This is a genomic window from Halomonas ramblicola (assembly GCF_030409215.1).
GTDB classification, from domain to species: domain Bacteria; phylum Pseudomonadota; class Gammaproteobacteria; order Pseudomonadales; family Halomonadaceae; genus Halomonas; species Halomonas ramblicola.
Genome location: NZ_JAUFPL010000028.1, coordinates 60,021 through 77,248, shown reverse-complemented (window position 1 = coordinate 77,248; position 17,228 = coordinate 60,021). Strand labels below are relative to the sequence as shown.

Annotated in this window: 18 protein-coding genes; all 18 read left to right on the top strand. The window is 54.7% G+C overall.

Annotation, left to right across the window (positions count from 1 at the left end):
* Positions 1-85: 85 nt before the first annotated feature.
* On the top strand, positions 86-922 hold the full coding sequence (cysQ, locus tag QWY80_RS11420) for a 3'(2'),5'-bisphosphate nucleotidase CysQ (RefSeq protein ID WP_290231537.1): 837 nt from the start codon (positions 86-88) through the stop codon (positions 920-922).
* A gap of 78 nt (positions 923-1,000) precedes the next feature.
* Positions 1,001-1,279: a type II toxin-antitoxin system RelE/ParE family toxin gene (locus tag QWY80_RS11415; protein WP_290231535.1), complete on the top strand. Its 279-nt coding sequence runs from the start codon at positions 1,001-1,003 to the stop codon at positions 1,277-1,279.
* A gap of 10 nt (positions 1,280-1,289) precedes the next feature.
* Positions 1,290-1,577: a HigA family addiction module antitoxin gene (locus QWY80_RS11410; protein WP_290231533.1), complete on the top strand. Its 288-nt coding sequence runs from the start codon at positions 1,290-1,292 to the stop codon at positions 1,575-1,577.
* A 112-nt stretch (positions 1,578-1,689) separates the two neighbouring features.
* On the top strand, positions 1,690-1,893 hold the full coding sequence (locus tag QWY80_RS11405) for a DUF2281 domain-containing protein (RefSeq protein WP_290231531.1): 204 nt from the start codon (positions 1,690-1,692) through the stop codon (positions 1,891-1,893).
* Between the two features lie 115 nt (positions 1,894-2,008).
* Positions 2,009-2,299, top strand: coding sequence for a nucleotidyltransferase family protein (locus QWY80_RS11400; RefSeq protein WP_290231529.1), 291 nt, complete (start codon positions 2,009-2,011; stop codon positions 2,297-2,299).
* Entirely contained in the window at positions 2,296-2,676 is a 381-nt protein-coding gene (locus QWY80_RS11395) for a HepT-like ribonuclease domain-containing protein (RefSeq protein WP_290231527.1), read from the top strand. The genes QWY80_RS11400 and QWY80_RS11395 overlap by 4 nt, the downstream gene beginning before the upstream one ends.
* Positions 2,677-2,868: 192 nt before the next feature.
* Positions 2,869-3,786, top strand: a complete 918-nt coding sequence (gene cysD, locus QWY80_RS11390; RefSeq protein ID WP_290231525.1) for a sulfate adenylyltransferase subunit CysD — start codon at positions 2,869-2,871, stop codon at positions 3,784-3,786.
* 108 nt (positions 3,787-3,894) lie between these two features.
* The gene (locus QWY80_RS11385) at positions 3,895-4,239 is read left to right on the top strand and encodes a four helix bundle protein (RefSeq protein ID WP_290231523.1); all 345 of its coding nucleotides are present in this window, start codon (positions 3,895-3,897) and stop codon (positions 4,237-4,239) included.
* Positions 4,240-4,312: 73 nt separating this feature from the next.
* Positions 4,313-6,226 carry a sulfate adenylyltransferase subunit CysN gene (gene cysN, locus QWY80_RS11380; RefSeq protein ID WP_290231522.1) on the top strand — a complete coding sequence of 638 codons (1,914 nt, stop codon included), beginning with the start codon at positions 4,313-4,315 and terminating at the stop codon, positions 6,224-6,226.
* Between the two features lie 18 nt (positions 6,227-6,244).
* A complete protein-coding gene (locus QWY80_RS11375; protein WP_290231519.1) occupies positions 6,245-7,123 on the top strand; it encodes a glycosyltransferase family 2 protein in 879 nt (292 codons plus the stop codon).
* 56 nt (positions 7,124-7,179) lie between these two features.
* Entirely contained in the window at positions 7,180-8,193 is a 1,014-nt protein-coding gene (locus tag QWY80_RS11370; RefSeq protein WP_290231517.1) for a hypothetical protein, read from the top strand.
* Positions 8,190-9,155, top strand: a complete 966-nt coding sequence (locus tag QWY80_RS11365; protein ID WP_290231515.1) for an FkbM family methyltransferase — start codon at positions 8,190-8,192, stop codon at positions 9,153-9,155. Before QWY80_RS11370 ends, QWY80_RS11365 begins: the two co-directional genes overlap by 4 nt.
* Position 9,156: 1 nt before the next feature.
* Positions 9,157-10,227, top strand: a complete 1,071-nt coding sequence (gene rfbB / locus QWY80_RS11360) for a dTDP-glucose 4,6-dehydratase (RefSeq protein WP_290232570.1) — start codon at positions 9,157-9,159, stop codon at positions 10,225-10,227.
* A gap of 7 nt (positions 10,228-10,234) precedes the next feature.
* Entirely contained in the window at positions 10,235-11,107 is an 873-nt protein-coding gene (rfbD, locus tag QWY80_RS11355; RefSeq protein ID WP_290232567.1) for a dTDP-4-dehydrorhamnose reductase, read from the top strand.
* A gap of 43 nt (positions 11,108-11,150) precedes the next feature.
* Positions 11,151-12,023: a glucose-1-phosphate thymidylyltransferase RfbA gene (gene rfbA / locus QWY80_RS11350; protein WP_290231513.1), complete on the top strand. Its 873-nt coding sequence runs from the start codon at positions 11,151-11,153 to the stop codon at positions 12,021-12,023.
* A 35-nt stretch (positions 12,024-12,058) separates the two neighbouring features.
* On the top strand, positions 12,059-12,607 hold the full coding sequence (rfbC, locus tag QWY80_RS11345) for a dTDP-4-dehydrorhamnose 3,5-epimerase (protein ID WP_290231511.1): 549 nt from the start codon (positions 12,059-12,061) through the stop codon (positions 12,605-12,607).
* A 35-nt stretch (positions 12,608-12,642) separates the two neighbouring features.
* Entirely contained in the window at positions 12,643-14,037 is a 1,395-nt protein-coding gene (locus QWY80_RS11340) for a class I SAM-dependent methyltransferase (protein WP_290231509.1), read from the top strand.
* Between the two features lie 377 nt (positions 14,038-14,414).
* On the top strand, positions 14,415-17,228 hold the full coding sequence (locus QWY80_RS11335; protein WP_290231507.1) for a rhamnan synthesis F family protein: 2,814 nt from the start codon (positions 14,415-14,417) through the stop codon (positions 17,226-17,228).

Below are 17,228 nucleotides of genomic sequence, written 5' to 3'. Positions count from 1 at the left end.
AGCCTACTGCCTCCAATCGCCCAGCAGAGCCGAAGCGTCGGACCGTGGCTTCCTACTATCTGTATTGCCGTCGAAGGAGACACTGTTGACCGATTTCGTAACGAATGAGCTGCGCTCCCGCCTGATCGAAGGCGTGCACGCCGCCGGCCGCGAGGTGCTGACGGTCTACGCGCGCGACTTCGAGGTCGAGACCAAGGACGACCAGAGCCCGCTGACCGAGGCAGACATGGCCTCACACCATGCCCTGGTGGCGCTGCTCGAGGCCGTGACCCCGGAAGTGCCGATCCTCTCCGAGGAATCCGGTGAGATCCCCTTCGAGACGCGCCGGACCTGGCGGCGTTACTGGCTGATCGACCCGCTGGACGGCACCAAGGAGTTCATCAAGAAGAACGGTGAGTTCACCCTCAACGTGGCGCTGGTCGAGGAGGGCGTGCCGGTGTTCGGCATCGTCCACGCTCCCGTCCTGGAAACGACCTGGTTTGGCCAACAGGGGCAGGGCGCCTGGAAGCAGCACGGCGATGGCTCTTGCGACCCCATTGCCACGCGCCAACTGCCCGATCCCGAGCAGGCACCCTGGAAGGTGGTGGGCAGCCGTCGCCACGGCGCCGAGACCTTCGAGGCCTTCTGTGCCGGACTGCCGGCCCACGAATGCGTCTCCATGGGCAGCTCGCTCAAGCTCTGCCTGGTGGCCGAGGGCGAGGCCGACCTCTACCCGCGGCTGGCGCCCACCAGCGAATGGGACACCGCCGCCGCCCAGGCCGTGGTCACCGCCGCCGGCGGCGAGGTGCTCGATGCCCACACCCTGGAGCCGCTGCGCTGCAATCAGCAGGACAGCGTGCTCAACCCCTTCTTCATCGTCTGCGGCCAGCGCGACGAGCGCTGGGAAACGGCGCTGCGGGGCAGCTTGAAGCCGGAAGCTTGAAGCTGGAAGTGCGGGCGGAGCGTCAAGGAGCGACAGGGGTGCTTTGACACCTGATACGTTACAGGGTACATTTAGGTAGTGATTCGAAGCTTCAGACACAAGGGCTTGGCCAAATTCTTCAAGTCCGGCAGCACCGCAGGGATTCAGGCCGCTCACGCAAAGAGGCTTCGACTGATTCTCGGTAGGCTAAATGCAGCGTCAGATGCCAAAGATATGGACTTACCAGGACTTCGGCTGCACGAACTCTCAGGGAATCGCGCCGGAATCTGGTCAGTGACGGTCAGTGGTAACTGGCGGGTGACGTTCCGGTTCGAAAACGGAGATGCTGAGATAGTAAATTACGAAGATTATCACTGAGGTGCCGCCGATGTTGATGCACAATCCTCCCCACCCTGGTGAAGTATTGCGAGAGCTTTGCTTGGAACCCCTTGGCCTATCTGTAACGGCGGCTGCAGAAGCATTAGGCGTTAGCCGAAAAACTCTGAGCGCTGTATTGAACGGCAAGGCTGGTATTAGTCCCGAAATGGCTATTCGTCTCTCTATTGCGTTTGATACCTCGGCAGAAAGCTGGCTGAATCAGCAGTCCCAATATGAGCTCTGGCACGCAGAGCAACATCGCAAAGAGCTCAGGGTCAAGAAGCTTGTTGCCGTATAGGCCAGCCAGCGAGGCTACGTCAGGCAGCTGATCATCGAGCTGTTCCGGCTGATCGACTGGATAAAGTGGAGGCTTATTGACGTGGACGACCTTGTTAACGAGGGGAGAAGCCATGAATACGTCTGAAAAAATTGTTGATAATGTCAGTCGGCTGCCCGAGTCACTTCAGGAAGAGGTGCTGGACTTTACTTATTTCTTGATCCAGAAAGTTGAGAAGGGTGAGCTGAAGAGTCTTTCCCAGGCCCAGGAGTCGAGCATGGAGAAGTTATGGGACAATGACGAGGACGAGGTCTGGAACGATGTACCAATCCGGTGATGTGGTCCTGGTTCCTTTTCCGTCAATCAAGATATGGAAAAGCAAACGTTGGCTGATTGACGGAAAATGCTTCATCACCTAGGTTTTGACTATTCAAGTGCCAATGGGGGGCTGCATGAAGCCATCTATTGCATATCAGAAGCATCGTAAAGCCATCCGGCAGATCGTGGAACGGCACCATGGCACAAACCCCCGCATATTCGGCTCTGTCCTTCACGGCCAGGACACGGATGGAAGCGATTTGGACATCCTCATCGACACCACCAAGGAGACATCACTCTTTGATGTGGGGGCTATCCGTACAGAGCTGACAGAACTCCTTGGAGTAGAGGTTGATGTGCTGACCCCTGGTGCATTACCTGACAGGTGGAAAATGGAAGTGCTGAATGAGGCTCGAGCAGTATGAGTCGGCGGGATGAATTGGCTTTGAGAGACTATCTCGAGCATATTCAGCAGGCCATAGGTCGAATTCAGCGCTATCTCATAGACGTTGACCATGCTGCATTCCTCATGAATGAAGAAAAGCAGGATGCGGTGATCCGCAATTTGGAGATCATCGGTGAGGCAGCAGGTAATATCCAGCGCCACTTTCCTGACTTTTCTGCGGAGCATCCGGAATTTCCCCTCAAAGCTGCTTATGGCACACGAAATGCGCTGGCGCATGGGTATTTCAAGGTCGATCTAGATGTGGTTTGGAAGACCGTTGAGAGAGATTTGCCCATGCTTGAGGTTCAAGTTGACGAGGTGCTTCAATCTCTCAATCGAAGTGGAGCATCGCCATGAATCTCGAATCTACGCCTTAGTCTTCCGTTCTACACCATTGGCAACCTATTAGTTGATTTCTTTGCCGTTTGAATATTGTATTTTCTTAACTCTTAACTCTTAACTCTTAACTCTTAACTCTTAACTCTTCCAACTTCCAACTTCCAACTTCCAGCTTCCAGCTAATGTCGTTTCCTCTCCAAGGTTTTCTAGATGTCTGAACTCACCCCCGAACGCGCCACCCACCTCAAGCAACTCGAGGCCGAGTCGATTCACATCATTCGCGAGGTGGCGGCCGAGTTCCGCAACCCGGTGATGCTCTACTCCATCGGCAAGGACTCCTCGGTGATGCTGCACCTGGCGCGCAAGGCCTTCTATCCGGGGCCGCCGCCGTTTCCGTTGATGCACATCAACACCACCTGGAAATTCCGCGAGATGATCGAGTTCCGCGACCGCATGGCCGCGGAGTCCGGCATGGAGCTGATCGAGCACATCAACGAGGAGGGGCGTGCCGCCGGCATCAACCCCTTCGATCACGGCAGCTCCAAGTACACCGACATCATGAAGACCCAGTCGCTGAAGCAGGCACTGGACGAGTACCGCTTCGACGCCGCCTTCGGCGGGGCGCGCCGCGACGAGGAGGCCAGCCGCGCCAAGGAGCGCGTCTTCTCCTTCCGCGACAAGCACCACCGCTGGGACCCTAAGAGCCAGCGCCCGGAGCTGTGGAACACCTACAACGCCAAGGTGAACCAGGGCGAGTCGATCCGCGTCTTCCCGCTCTCCAACTGGACCGAGCTGGACATCTGGCAGTACATCTATCTGGAATCCATCCCCATCGTGCCGCTCTACTACGCCGCCCCGCGCCCGGTGGTGGAGCGCGACGGCATGCTGATCATGGTCGACGACGAGCGTATGCCGCTGGCCGAGGGCGAGGTGCCCGAGGAGAAGTGGGTGCGCTTCCGCACCCTCGGCTGCTACCCGCTCACCGGCGCGGTGGAATCCAAGGCCGCCACCCTGCCCGAGATCATCCAGGAGATGCTGCTGACCCGCACCTCCGAGCGCAGCGGCCGGGCCATCGACCACGACCAGGCGGGTTCGATGGAGAAGAAGAAACGCGAAGGGTACTTCTAACGCGCCGGGGGCGCGTTAGAAAGCTGGAAGCTAGAAGCTGGAAGCTTGAAGAAACCCCGTCTGCTCTTGGGCTAGCCTGTAGGGGTGGCCAAGAGGGAGGGGCAAGGCATGGACTTCGAGAAGCTCCAGGTTTGGAAGCGGTCGGCCAGGTTGTCCGCAGAGCTCTACAAGGCGATGCGCGATCTTCGTGACTTTGGCTTCAAGGATCAGATCACCCGCTCCGGTCTTTCGGTACCTAGCAATATCGCAGAGGGCATGACGCGCGGCACGGCAAAGGACAAACGGCACTTCTTGCTGATTGCCAAGGGGTCATGCGCCGAGCTGAGAACACAGATCTACATCGGTATCGACATTGGCTACATCGAGACGGCTTGTGGCAACCGATGGATACAGGAAACACGGGAGATTGCCGCCATGCTCTCCGGGCTGATCGGCAAACTCACCATCGAATGAATTGGCTGTGTAGCTAGCGGGCTGGGGGTTTCTTCCAGCTTCAAGCTTCCAGCTTCAAGCTAAGGGATGGAAAATGGCACACGCCTCGGATTTGATCGCCTCCGACATCGAAGCCTACCTGCGCGAGCATGAGAACAAGGATCTCTTGCGCTTCATCACCTGCGGCAGCGTCGACGACGGCAAGTCGACCCTGATCGGGCGGCTGCTGCACGACTCCAAGATGATCTACGAGGACCAGCTGGCCGCGATCACCCAGGCCTCCAAGACCAGCGGCACCACCGGCGACGAGGTGGATCTGGCGCTGCTGGTCGATGGCCTGCAGTCGGAGCGCGAGCAGGGCATCACCATCGACGTAGCCTACCGCTTCTTCTCCACCGACAAGCGCAAGTTCATCATCGCCGACACCCCGGGGCACGAGCAGTACACCCGCAACATGGCCACCGGGGCCTCCACCGCGAGCCTGGCGATCATCCTGATCGACGCCCGCCATGGCGTGCAGACGCAAACCCGACGCCACAGCTTCATCGCCGACCTGCTGGGCATCCAGCACCTGGTGGTGGCGATCAACAAGATGGACCTGGTCGACTACTCCCAGGCGCGCTACGACGAGATCGTCGAGGAGTACCAGGCCATCGCCGACAAGCTGGGCGCGCCGGATATCCGCTTCGTGCCGCTCTCGGCGCTGAAGGGCGACAACGTGGTCAACAAGAGCGAGGCTATGGCCTGGTACCAGGGCCCGGCGATGCTCGAGCTGCTCGAGAACGTCGAGATCACCCACGACCAGAACCTGCGCGACCTGCGCCTGCCGGTGCAGTACGTCAACCGTCCCAACCTGGACTTCCGCGGCTACTGCGGCACCCTGGCCGCCGGCATCCTGCAACGCGGCCAGGCCGTGCGTGCCTTGCCCTCCGGCAAGACATCGAAGGTCGAGCGTATCGTTACCTGGGACGGCGACCTGGACGTGGCCTATCCCGGCCAGGCGATCACCGTCACCCTGGAAGACGAGATCGATATCTCGCGTGGGGACTGGCTGGTCGGCGAGTCCGAGGAAGTGCCGTTGGCCACCAGCTTCGAGGCCGACATCGTGTGGATGCACGAGAAGCCGCTGGAGCCGGGCAAGCTCTACGACTTCAAACTGGCGACCCGCGATGCCGCCGGCAAGGTCGGCGCCATCGACTACCAGGTGGACGTCAACACCCTCGAGCAGCGCCACGCCGACAACCTCGACCTCAACGCCATCGCGCGCTGCCGGGTGGAGCTGACCGCCCCGGTGCCGGTGGACGACTACCACACCAGCCCCGGCACCGGCAGCTTCATCATCATCGACCGCCTGACCAACATCACCGTGGGCGCCGGCATGATCCACCAGCCGCTGGATAGCGAGCTGCCCTACGAATTCCGCGAGCATGACAGCAAGGCCAGCGTGGTGTGGAACCGCACCAGCGTCACCCAGGCCATGCGCGAGCAGCTCAACGGCCATGCCGGCAAGTGCATCTGGTTCACCGGTCTCTCCGGGGCCGGGAAATCCTCGCTGGCCAACGCCCTGGAGGTGGAGCTCAATCGCCGCGGTTACCACACCATGCTGCTGGACGGCGACAACATCCGCCACGGTCTGTGCAAGGACCTCGGCATGGACGAGCAGGATCGCGGCGAGAACATTCGTCGCGTGGGCGAGGTGGCCCGGCTGTTCGCCGAGGCCGGCATCATCGTGATCACCGCCTTCATCTCGCCCTTCCGCCACGACCGTGACGCCGTCCGCGAGATGTTCGACGAGGACGACTTCATCGAAGTGCACGTGGACACCCCGCTGGACATCTGCGAGCAGCGCGATCCCAAGGGGCTCTACCAGAAGGCGCGCGAAGGCAAGTTGCAGGACTTCACCGGCATCAGCAGCCCCTATGAGGTGCCCAAGGCGGCCGAGGTGACCGTCAACACAGTGGAACTGAACCAGCAGGAAGCGATCGCGCTGCTGCTGAAGCGGCTGTGACGCATCTTGAACCGGAACATGACTGAACAGCCGCTTCCCTACTGCAGCGTCATCGTGCCGGTATACGAGCACTGGCAACTGATTCCTGCGCTACTGCAGTGCCTGCAACGCCAAACGCTGGGCCAAGCGGGCTTCGAGGTGCTGCTGGTCGACAACGGATCGCAGCACTTCACGCCCCCCGCCGAGCTGCCGGACAATGTGCGAATCCTGAAGTGTGCGACGCCCGGTTCCTATGCCGCCCGCAACCACGCTCTGGAACATGCCAAGGGCCCCTGGCTGGTATTCACTGATGCCGATTGCCTGCCTGAGGTAGAGTGGCTCGAGCGACTCATGCAGTGTGCCCGGTCGCTACCCATGGAAAGTGTACTGGCTGGAGCCATCCGCATGCAGCCCAGCGGCGCGTGCCCATCGATCTATGAGATGTACGACCTGGTGAAGGGCATTCCCCAGGCCTGGTACGTCTCGCGCGGTTATGCCGTAACGGCCAACCTGGCCGTGCCCCTGGCATTGGCCAGGGAGCTCGGCGGCTTCGAGGCCAAGCGCCTCTCCGGCGGCGATGCGGACTTCGTAAGGCGGGCGGTGGCCCGGGGCGCCATGCTCCATTATGTGGAGCAGGCGGTAGTGGCGCACCCCGCTCGGGACAGTTGGCAGGCCATTGCCACCAAGGCGCGGCGTATCAAGGGGGGGCAGCTTACCGCCGGCTCCCCCGGTCAGCGGGCCCTGTGGCTGCTGCGTACCTTCACACCACCATTGCTGGCGTGGTATCGCTTCCTGCTGAGATCACAACAGCCATGGCGCTATCGCCTGATGGCCTCATTTCTGCAGACCAGGCTGTGGGGCGTGGAAGCCCTCGAGGCCATACGGCTGCTGTTTCAACAAGGGGCAGAGCGGCGCTGAAGCCGCTTGATCCGACCCGACATCATCGACTCGCTGCAAGAACCCAGGAGAAACGTATGACGAGTGCCACCCCCGAGCCGGTCAAGGCCAAAGACTCCAGCAAGACGAAAGCCGACCGGCTAGTGCTGGTGAACTTGTCTGCCCAGCCCTGTGAGGCTTGGCTGGATGCCGTGAGAAAGGCTGGGCAGCCCTGGCACAAGGAGGTCGTGGACAATCTCGCCAAGGCCAAGCTGCTGCTCAAGGATCATCCCAGAGCGCATATCCTGGTCTGCTACGACGCTCCCGAACGACAGGTGGCCGACTGCATTGCCAAGCAACGTTTGCCTTCCCAGGCGCTCGCCAACTGGGTCAACGCCACCGAGGCCTTGCTCGACCTCTATCGCGGCAACTTCGAGCGCATGACCCTGGTTCGCCGTAAGGCACTGGAGCGAAACGCCAAGGAGCTGTTCTCCCAGTTGGCCTCTCGCAGCGGGGTCGCCCTTGGCCGTGTGGCGGTGAAGTCGGACAAGAACCAAGTTGCCACAGATGATCAGGAGCAGGAAATCCAGCACCTGCTGGCCTTGCAGGTGTTACAGCACTCGTCCGCTGAGCCACTGGCGCAGGAACTGGAAGTGAGTACGCTGCCCCTTCTGGAGCCAAGGCCTCTGCTGGACCTGGTCGATGATGCCTACGATGTATTGAAGTCAGGTTTGAATCCGGGGCCTGATATTTTATCTGATGAGTACGAAGATCTTCGGAAGGCCAAGCAAAACCTGGAAGATAAACTCAAGGATGTTCAGGAAGAAAATGACCTGGCCATTGAACAGTTGCATAAAACCCAGGAAGAGCTGGAGCAGTACATATTGGGTAACAAGGGAAGCAGTGTGAAGCTGGAGAAGCTTCAAGGTGAGATACAGAAAAAGAACGAAAAGTTGCATAGCTTCTCGCAGAAGAACAAACGGCTGACAGCGCAGCTGAAAGAAATGAGCCAGCAGCTGAAAGAAATGAAGCAGTCCAAGTCATGGAAGGTGACAGCACCGCTGCGAAAGTCCGTGAAAGCATTAGGTGGTGGCAAGGGTGGAGCCAAATGATGGAATGGGAAACCCTATCGGCCTGGCAAGATACCAACGGTACCTTGCTGCACCTGGGGGCGGGTGAATGCCGCGAACTGGAAGTTTACCTGAATACTCAGGCCAAACGAATCGTGCTGGTGGAGGCAGATCCCCAAGTCGCCCAAGCATTGCGCCGCCGAACCCAAAGTGAATCGCGTGTGCAGGTGATCGAAGCTGCTGTAGCAGAAAAAAGCGGCAAGGCTACTTTGTATCGCTATAATCTCAAGGGTCTTACCACCTTATACCCGTTCACATCGTCATCATCGCGCTGGCCTGGGCTGCGTCTGGAAAGTGAACTGACAATCCAGGCAATCAGTTTTTCTCAGTTATTAGAACAGCTCGCCTTGGAAGAGGATAAGGCTCATTGGTTGGTGATCGATGCCCCCGGGGTCGAAGCACAACTGCTCAAGGCTCTGGCGGGGCAGGTTCCCACTCAGCGGTTTAGTTATCTCTCGTTGCATTCAAGCCGTTTCGTGTCCGGTGATCAGTCTGCATGGCCAGCGCTCCGCCAAACCATGGAGAAAGCGAACTATCGGCTAGAAGATGTGACAGGCTACGGCAGTCAACGTATTTCCCATGCTGGTATTGTTGAGAACTGGATTGTCAGCTGTCAGTTGGGAAAAGAGAAGCAGCGAGCCGAAGAGTTACAGGCATCTTGCGATAACATGCTGCAAGAGAGCCAGCAGCTCAAGCAACAGCTCGCAGAGGCCGAGCAGGCCTTGAGCAAGCAAAAGCACCAGGTCGAGGAACTGCAGGCGGCCCGTGGTAGCTTGCAGCATGAGAACAGGCAGCTGAAGGCCGAGAACGAGGAGATTCAGCAGCGCCAAGCCCTGTTGGAAGAAGAGCTTCGCAAGGCCGAAGTCCAGCTTGAACTGATCAAGGAGCTGTTTCTTTCGAAAGAAGATGCAGAACAGCTTGAAACCAAAGAAAGGGACGCATGAAATGGGGAAGACGTTTCTGGTCACCGGCGGCGCCGGCTTCATCGGCTCGGCAGTCGTGCGCGAGTTGATCGCCAACACCGAGCACCGTGTGGTTAACGTCGACAAGCTTACCTACGCCGGCAACCTGGAGTCGCTGGACGGTGTGGCTGACAACCCCCGCTATGCCTTCCTCCAGGCGGATATCGGCGATGCCCAGGCCATGCACCAGGCCTTCGCGCGATATCAGCCGGATGTCGTGATGCACCTGGCCGCCGAGAGCCATGTGGATCGTTCCATCGATGGGCCTGCCGAATTCATCCAGACCAACGTGGTCGGCACCTCGGTGCTGCTGGAGGCCGCTCGCGGTTACTGGAAGGCGCTACAGGAGGGTGCCCCGCAGAGAGCGGCGGCGTTCCGCTTTCACCATATCTCTACCGATGAAGTGTATGGCGACCTGGAAGGCCCGGAAGGCTTCTTCACCGAAACGACCCCCTATGCGCCCAGTTCACCCTACTCGGCCAGCAAGGCGGGCTCCGACCATCTGGTACGCGCCTGGCAACGTACCTTCGGGTTGCCCGCACTGATCACCAACTGTTCCAACAACTACGGGCCCTACCATTTCCCGGAGAAGCTCATCCCGCTGATGATTCTCAATGGGCTGGCGGGTAAGCCACTACCCGTCTATGGCGATGGCCAGCAGATTCGCGACTGGCTCTATGTGGAAGACCATGCCCGTGCCCTGATCAAGGTGGCGACCGAAGGCCAGGTAGGGGAGACGTACAACATCGGGGGGCACAACGAGAAGACCAATCTCGAAGTGGTGCAGACCCTCTGTGACCTGCTGCAGGAGCAGCGTCCCAAAACCTCGGGCCACTACCGTGACCTGATCACCTTCGTAGCCGATCGCCCCGGGCATGACCTGCGCTATGCCATCGATGCGGGCAAGATCGAGCGGGACCTCGGTTGGCGCCCACAGGAGACCTTCGAGACCGGCCTGCGCAAGACGGTGCAATGGTACCTGGCCAACGAAGGATGGTGGAAGCGCGTACAGGACGGCAGCTACCAGGGCCAGCGGCTGGGCATGGGGGCATAGCATGGCAATGCGTATCTTATTGACCGGCGCTAACGGCCAGGTCGGCTTCGAGCTTGAGCGTCAGCTGTGCCTGCTGGGCGAGGTGCTGGCCCCAAGGCGACAGGCGTTGGATCTCGCCGATGAACGTGCCGTGGCGCAATGGCTGGATACCCACCGTCCTGAGATGATCGTTAATGCGGCGGCCTTTACCGCTGTCGACAAGGCGGAAAGTGAGCTTGAGCCGGCCAGACGGTTGAATGCCGAGCTCCCTGCGCAGTTGGCAGCCTACTGTGCCAGCCGCAAGGTGCCACTGGTGCACTACTCCAGTGATTACGTCTATCCCGGCAATGGCGATCAGCCTTGGCAGGAGCATGATTCAACGGCCCCCCTCAGTGCCTACGGACAGACCAAGCTGGAAGGCGACCAGGCCATTGAGGCGAGCGGCTGCCAGCATCTGATCTTCCGCACCAGTTGGGTCTACAGCGCGCGCGGCAACAACTTTATGAAGACCATGCTGCGCTTGGGTCGCGAGCGTGAAGCGCTTTCCGTGGTGGCTGATCAGATCGGTGCACCCACCCCGGCACGCTTGATCGCTCAGCTGACCGGGCTGGCTCTGGAGAGACAGATTCCCTCGGGCACCTACCACCTGGCGCCTCGTGGCGAAACCAGTTGGCATGGCTTCGCCTGCGAGATCTTTCGGCTTGCCTTGGCACAAGGCGAAGCATTTACGATTCAACCCGCCAATGTGGCCGCGATTCCTACCGCGGATTATCCCACGCCTGCCCAGCGGCCGCTGAACTCACGGCTCTCGCTCGGCAAGCTGGAAACGGCACTCGACCGTGAGTTGCCCGACTGGCAACAGCAGCTCAAGCTGACGCTGCAGGAATTCCTGGCAGCATAAACAACATTGTTACTGATACTTGTTTGACGACAAGGAGTGCAGCATGGCACGCAAGGGAATCATTCTCGCCGGCGGTTCCGGTACACGCCTTCATCCCATCACCCACGGGGTCTCCAAGCAGCTACTGCCCATCTATGACAAGCCGATGATTTATTACCCCATCTCGGTGCTGATGCTGGCAGGCATTCGTGAGATCCTGATCATCTCCACCCCGGATGATCTGCCACAGTATGAGAAGCTGCTGGGTAGCGGTGAGGAGTTTGGCCTGAGCTTCGAGTATGCCGTACAGCCGAGTCCCGATGGCCTTGCTCAAGCCTTTGTCATCGGGGAAGAGTTCATCGACAATGATCCGGTTTGCTTGGTATTGGGGGACAACATCTTCCATGGCCAGCATTTCTCGGAGCAGCTCAAACGTGCGAGTGAGCAGCCCGGTGGGGCGACGGTCTTTGGCTACCTGGTCAAGGATCCCGAGCGCTTCGGTGTAGTGGAGTTCGATGGCCAGGGCAGGGCGGTATCCATCGAGGAGAAGCCCAAGCAGCCGAAGTCTTCCTATGCGGTGACGGGGCTCTATTTCTACGATAACGATGTGGTGGAGATCGCCAAGGCGGTGAAGCCCTCAGATCGCGGTGAGCTGGAGATCACCAGCATCAACAACGCCTATTTGGAGCGCGGTGACCTGAGTGTGGAGCGACTGGGGCGCGGCTTTGCCTGGCTGGATACCGGAACCCATGACAGCCTGCTGGAGGCCGCCCAGTACGTACAGACAATCGAGCATCGCCAAGGCTTGAAAGTCGCCTGCCTGGAAGAGATCGCCTGGCAAAATGGCTGGATCACCAAGGAACAACTGTTGAGCGCCGGCCATGCCCTGAGCAAGACCGAGTATGGCCAGTACCTGCTGCGCCGTGCTGGCGCATAAGCTCTACCCGATCAAAGCCGAATAGCGAGTGAACCATGCAGTTTGAACGCCTGAAAATTCCCGATGTCGTGCTCATGACGCCTAAAGTGTTCGGCGATGAGCGCGGATTTTTTATAGAAACTTTTCGCCAAAGTGAATTTGAAGAGCACTGTGGTGCTTTTACCTTCGTACAGGACAACCACAGCAAGTCCAGGCAAGGTATTTTGCGTGGACTTCACTACCAACTGAACCAGCCACAAGGTAAATTGGTGAGAGTGACTCGTGGTGAGGTTTTTGATGTCGCCGTGGATATGCGCCAGAACAGCCCCTCCTTCGGTAAGTGGGTGGGGGCCTTCCTTAGTGAGGTAAACAAGCAGATGCTCTGGGTGCCGCCAGGCTTTGCCCACGGTTTTTATGTCACGAGTGAAGACGCCGAGTTTCAGTATAAATGTACTGACTATTATGCGCCGGGTGATGAAGTGTCAGTGCTGTGGAATGATCCGGATCTGAAGATAGATTGGCCGCTGCTGAAAGGAGGCTGTCCGAATCTTTCGAAGAAAGATGCAGAAGGTGAATATTTCAAAGGTGCACCATATTTCGATTAATTCATTTGCCTCTGCCTTCTCCTAAAGGAGTGCTTATGTATCACAATGATAAAAAGCTCTCGTTTCATGATAGCAAGTTGTTAGAACGTATATATGGGCAATGGTTAAGTGGGGATTGGAAAAACTTAGTAGATTCGGTTATTGAAGAGGATGTTTCTCAGCACGCCGATGAGCCAGAAATAGCGCTCTTCATGTCTGTAGCCTTGCTGCAGCTAGGGAAGGCTTCTGAAGCACGTCAACTCCTGAAAGCAAGGAAGTTGCCTTCTACGATGGATGCGTTTAGGGCTCTAGTGGGATCGATACACAATACACTGGGTCGGGCTAATGCACTGAGTGGAAATCTTGGTGAGGCACGCAGCCATTTTTCTAAGGGACTTGGCTTCACTAGGCCTGGGTGTGACATACCGCACATCAGCCGTATGCGAGAGATGGAACAATTTAGGCAGCTAGGGGTTCCGATCGCACTGAACAGTGAACTGGACTCCTGCTCTATGAAGCCCCTGCCTCTTGGTATTCAGGCATTAGAGCAAGCTCAGCAGCTATCTCCTCAAGAGCCTAGTATCCTAATTGCTCTTGCTGAGTCTGCCCAACGTCGAGAAGAATACGACACTGCTGTTCGATACTGGCAGGAGTTGGCTGCACTCTTACAAGAATCCATGCCGCAGATCTACTATGATAGACTGGATGAAGCATATCAACTACAAAAGAGCTTCCCACTTGGTACTCCTGAAGAAGAAAAGCTCTTTGGTGAGGGTGATAAGCATGAGCTGCTAAAAGAATTTCATAGAATTCTCAAGCCAAAGAAGTATCTGGAAGTCGGTGTGCAAACCGGGAAAAGTTTCTTGTTGGCTGCGTGTGATGCTATCGGAATTGATCCGATGCCCCGCCCCAACATAAAGCTCCGCGACAACCATATGCTTTTGCGTATGACAAGTGATAAATTCTTTTCATTGCATGCAGATTACTACCTTTCAGAGCCGCCCGATCTTGTATTTATTGATGGAATGCATCTTTTTGAATTTGCTTTGCGTGACTTTATTAATGTTGAACGTTATTCCTCCAAGAATACAGTTGTAGTGATTGATGATATCTTTCCTGGCCACCCGGCTCAAGCAGAACGAGATCGTCGCACCCGCGCCTGGACTGGGGACGTATGGAAGTTGGCTGACATACTAGAGCAATACCGACCAGACCTCACGATTCATAGGGTAGATGTATTCCCTACTGGTCTGATGGTAATAACGGAGTTGGATTCCCGTAATACTGTGCTTCCTAGCAGCTACGAAGCTATAGCAGCACAGTATGGAAACAAAATAATGGGGCCTACGGAACATGATAAGTATAATGCTAGAAGTGGTTCTGTGAGCCAAGTAGAAATTTTTCCATTGCTTTTTAAAAGAGCCAGTGCTGATCCTGCCACCATCTCATGAGAGCCATTATCCTAATGAGCTTATAGAAAATAAACTAGGTTTTGTCCGAAATGTCGGATTTGCTAATGTAACCCTGAAGTGACCCCCTTCTGAGCTGCACAGGCTATAGTGCAGCCATCAGGAGGGCAGGATGAGCGACGACAACCCCTTCAAGAGATGGGCCAAAAGAGCCACGGCCTGGGGCGCCGAAAGGTTTTGACAAACCGCGTTACCGGGCAAGGAACGTCATCGAGGGGGCATCGGCTGGGTCGAGGGCTGCGCCGTGTCTGCACGCGCTATGACAAGCTCGCCAGCAGCTTCCGTCAATGGTATGCCTAGCCTGCATAGACCGTTGTTTGCGCGCAGACTTTTCAGACAGAACTTAAAGGAAACCTAAGATGGATGTTTTGAAAAAAGCGAACCGATTATTTAGAGAAAGAAGGTATGTGGAAGCCAGGAAGAACTACAAAAAATTAATGAAAGGTAATTCTAATATCCAAGGTATCGCAAATTTTAATATCAAGCTTTGTGAAAAAAAGCTTGGCCAAGAAGTAGCTTTCAATAAGAAAGAAGATTCCGAGAAACGAGAAATAAACGTGGCTTCCGGATGTATCACATCGGAAGTGGATATGCATGGCAATCAGATTAATTTATATCCTAAGCCTAGCTATCAGGAAGTTGGCTATCGGCTGGATAGAGAACGAGAAGGCGCCTTTGTCTACCTCCCATATGGTGAAGGTGCATGCAATATACATGACGTGCGAAAAAAATTTAGTGTCGCGATCCATATACATATCTTTTATGAAAGCTTGATTGATGAATTCTTGAGCTTTCTTGAAAACATCGAGTTTCCGTTTTCTGTTTACGTTTCTGTTGTAGATCAAAAACTCAAGCTGCTAGTTGAAAACAAATTCCAAACCCGTCTCTCAAATGCCAATATCAAAGTAAAAGTCTTTAGTAACCGGGGAAGAGATATTTCTCATTTTGTATCTGGCTTCGCTAAGCAATTACTTGATCATGATATTGTGGCACATTTTCATTCCAAACGAAGCCCACATAATTTCACGAAAAGCGACTGGAGGCGCCAGCTCTTGGTACCTCTACTTGGAAGTCCTGATACAATAAACAAGATCATAGATATTTTTTCGGAAAGCCCAAATGTCGGTATGATCTTTCCAATTTATCATTATTCACTTCGAGGGCAGATTTCTTGGGGAACAAATTTTGGTATCTCAAAAAGAGTGGCAAACAAGCTGGGTTTTGATGTCGAAGAACAAAATATGGCGTTGTTTCCTGCGGGTTCCATGTTTTGGGCCAGAACTAATGCATTAAAGAGTCTACTTGAAGCAGGTTTTGCTTATGAAGACTTTCCGGAAGAATCATCTCAAATTGATGGGACACTGGCTCACGCCATAGAACGTCTGCTTGGCAGTGTGGTGCATGACAACTGGTACCAGCTGCTTCAAGTTGACTCAGATAAGCATTATAATTTAATAAAGTACTATCCAGCTAAATACCCTTATTATGAGAAACCAGGGTTTCTTAAGAAAGTTGAAGATTATCAGAAAAACAAGAAAAATAATAACAAGGTTGTTGTTTTTACAGCACTTTCGGGTGGATATGAAGAACTTCCGAGACCGCAGCATTTAAATCCGAATTATGATTATGTGGCATTTTGTGATGAGCCAATGGATTCACACGGGGTTTGGCAGTTGCGCCCTATGGAGTTTTGGCATCCAGACAAAGTCCGAATGGCGAGAAGGATCAAAACCAATCCCCACGTCTACCTCAAAGACTATGATTTAGCGATATGGATCGATGCCAATGTCGTCATAGAAAATGATATCAGCCAGTATGTGAATGAGTTTATCTCAAGTTCATCGTGTGTCGCTGGAATACCACACCCGATCAGAAATTGTGTTTATCACGAAGCACAATCTGTAATGGAAACAAAAAAAGACGTTGCAGACCGAGTGGGTCGTCAGATAAAAAAATATAGGAAAGAGCAGTACCCAGAATATAACGGCTTGATTGAAACGAATTTGATGATGATAAAGATTGACTCCCCCGATGCAAGAAAGTTTTTGGATCGATGGTGGAGTGAAATCTGCAAGTTTAGCCACCGAGACCAACTGAGCGTTAATTACGCTCTGTGGAAAGAAAGTCTGGACTGGTATGCCATCATGAAAGATCGAATCTCTCTTCGAGATAGTTTTGATTTTGCATACTTAGGCCATGGAAGAAATTCAGGGTACGTTAAAAGCAAGGATACAGGTAATCCCATAGAAATACGCCACCCTTTTGAGCACGCGAAGTCAAATCAAATACACACTTCACCTGAAATCAATAAAATCGGCATTGATATTATAGTGTGTGTACATAATGCCCTGGATGAAGTTAAAGCGTGCTTGAAGTCTATTGTGGAATCTCGAAGAAATATTGATAAGTTGATTGTTGTCGATGATTGCTCTGAAGAAAACACCCAGGCGTATTTGGATGAATTTTTAAAACAGTACAGTTGGGCTACACTCCACAGAAATACTGGGCAAGCACAAGGTTATTGTCGTGCAGCAAATAAAGGCATGTCATTGAGCAAAAGTAAATATTTTTTATTACTCAACAGCGATACTGTGATAACAAGAAAAGCCATTGAAAATATGTTAAAAGTGGCCGAGCAAAGTGAAAAAAATGGCATTGTCGGACCAATGTCCAATGCGGCTAGCCTCCAGTCAATTCCTGACATAAAAAATACAGCAACCCAGACAGCAGTCAATGTATTGCCAAAAAATATTAGTGTGACAGAAATGAACAATCTATGTGAGCGCTGGGCATATCCTGGGATCTATCCTACGGTGCCTTTGGTTCATGGATTTTGTCAATTGATAAAAAAATCTGTATATGAGGAGATTGGTGGCTTTGATGAGCAGTCTTTCCCTGAAGGTTACGGAGAAGAAAATGACTTTTGCCTGCGAGCTGCTGATGCAGGTTATGACTTGAAAGTGAGTACAAATTCCTTTGTATTTCATAAGAAATCTGCCAGTTATTCAAATTCTGAAAGACGTGCTCGACTGATGAAGAGTGGTAGTGAGAAGTTAAAGAAGAAGCATGGGGAAGACCGGCTAGCTCAGTCCATAAAAATCATGGAAGGCCACTTTTTGCTTGGGCGAATGCGTGAGCAGGCGAATCTCTTTTTCAGTGATAGCCAGGGATGA

What these genes read in the sequence shown, in the direction of transcription:
- QWY80_RS11410 (WP_290231533.1), top strand. Translation starts at nt 1,290, where the DNA reads ATGTTGATGCACAATCCTCCCCACCCTGGTGAAGTATTGCGAGAGCTT.
- QWY80_RS11405 (WP_290231531.1), top strand. Translation starts at nt 1,690, where the DNA reads ATGAATACGTCTGAAAAAATTGTTGATAATGTCAGTCGGCTGCCCGAG.
- QWY80_RS11400 (WP_290231529.1), top strand. Translation starts at nt 2,009, where the DNA reads ATGAAGCCATCTATTGCATATCAGAAGCATCGTAAAGCCATCCGGCAG.
- QWY80_RS11395 (WP_290231527.1), top strand. Translation starts at nt 2,296, where the DNA reads ATGAGTCGGCGGGATGAATTGGCTTTGAGAGACTATCTCGAGCATATT.
- cysD (WP_290231525.1), top strand. Translation starts at nt 2,869, where the DNA reads ATGTCTGAACTCACCCCCGAACGCGCCACCCACCTCAAGCAACTCGAG.
- QWY80_RS11385 (WP_290231523.1), top strand. Translation starts at nt 3,895, where the DNA reads ATGGACTTCGAGAAGCTCCAGGTTTGGAAGCGGTCGGCCAGGTTGTCC.
- cysN (WP_290231522.1), top strand. Translation starts at nt 4,313, where the DNA reads ATGGCACACGCCTCGGATTTGATCGCCTCCGACATCGAAGCCTACCTG.
- QWY80_RS11375 (WP_290231519.1), top strand. Translation starts at nt 6,245, where the DNA reads ATGACTGAACAGCCGCTTCCCTACTGCAGCGTCATCGTGCCGGTATAC.
- QWY80_RS11370 (WP_290231517.1), top strand. Translation starts at nt 7,180, where the DNA reads ATGACGAGTGCCACCCCCGAGCCGGTCAAGGCCAAAGACTCCAGCAAG.
- QWY80_RS11365 (WP_290231515.1), top strand. Translation starts at nt 8,190, where the DNA reads ATGATGGAATGGGAAACCCTATCGGCCTGGCAAGATACCAACGGTACC.
- rfbB (WP_290232570.1), top strand. Translation starts at nt 9,157, where the DNA reads ATGGGGAAGACGTTTCTGGTCACCGGCGGCGCCGGCTTCATCGGCTCG.
- rfbD (WP_290232567.1), top strand. Translation starts at nt 10,235, where the DNA reads ATGCGTATCTTATTGACCGGCGCTAACGGCCAGGTCGGCTTCGAGCTT.
- rfbA (WP_290231513.1), top strand. Translation starts at nt 11,151, where the DNA reads ATGGCACGCAAGGGAATCATTCTCGCCGGCGGTTCCGGTACACGCCTT.
- rfbC (WP_290231511.1), top strand. Translation starts at nt 12,059, where the DNA reads ATGCAGTTTGAACGCCTGAAAATTCCCGATGTCGTGCTCATGACGCCT.
- QWY80_RS11340 (WP_290231509.1), top strand. Translation starts at nt 12,643, where the DNA reads ATGTATCACAATGATAAAAAGCTCTCGTTTCATGATAGCAAGTTGTTA.
- QWY80_RS11335 (WP_290231507.1), top strand. Translation starts at nt 14,415, where the DNA reads ATGGATGTTTTGAAAAAAGCGAACCGATTATTTAGAGAAAGAAGGTAT.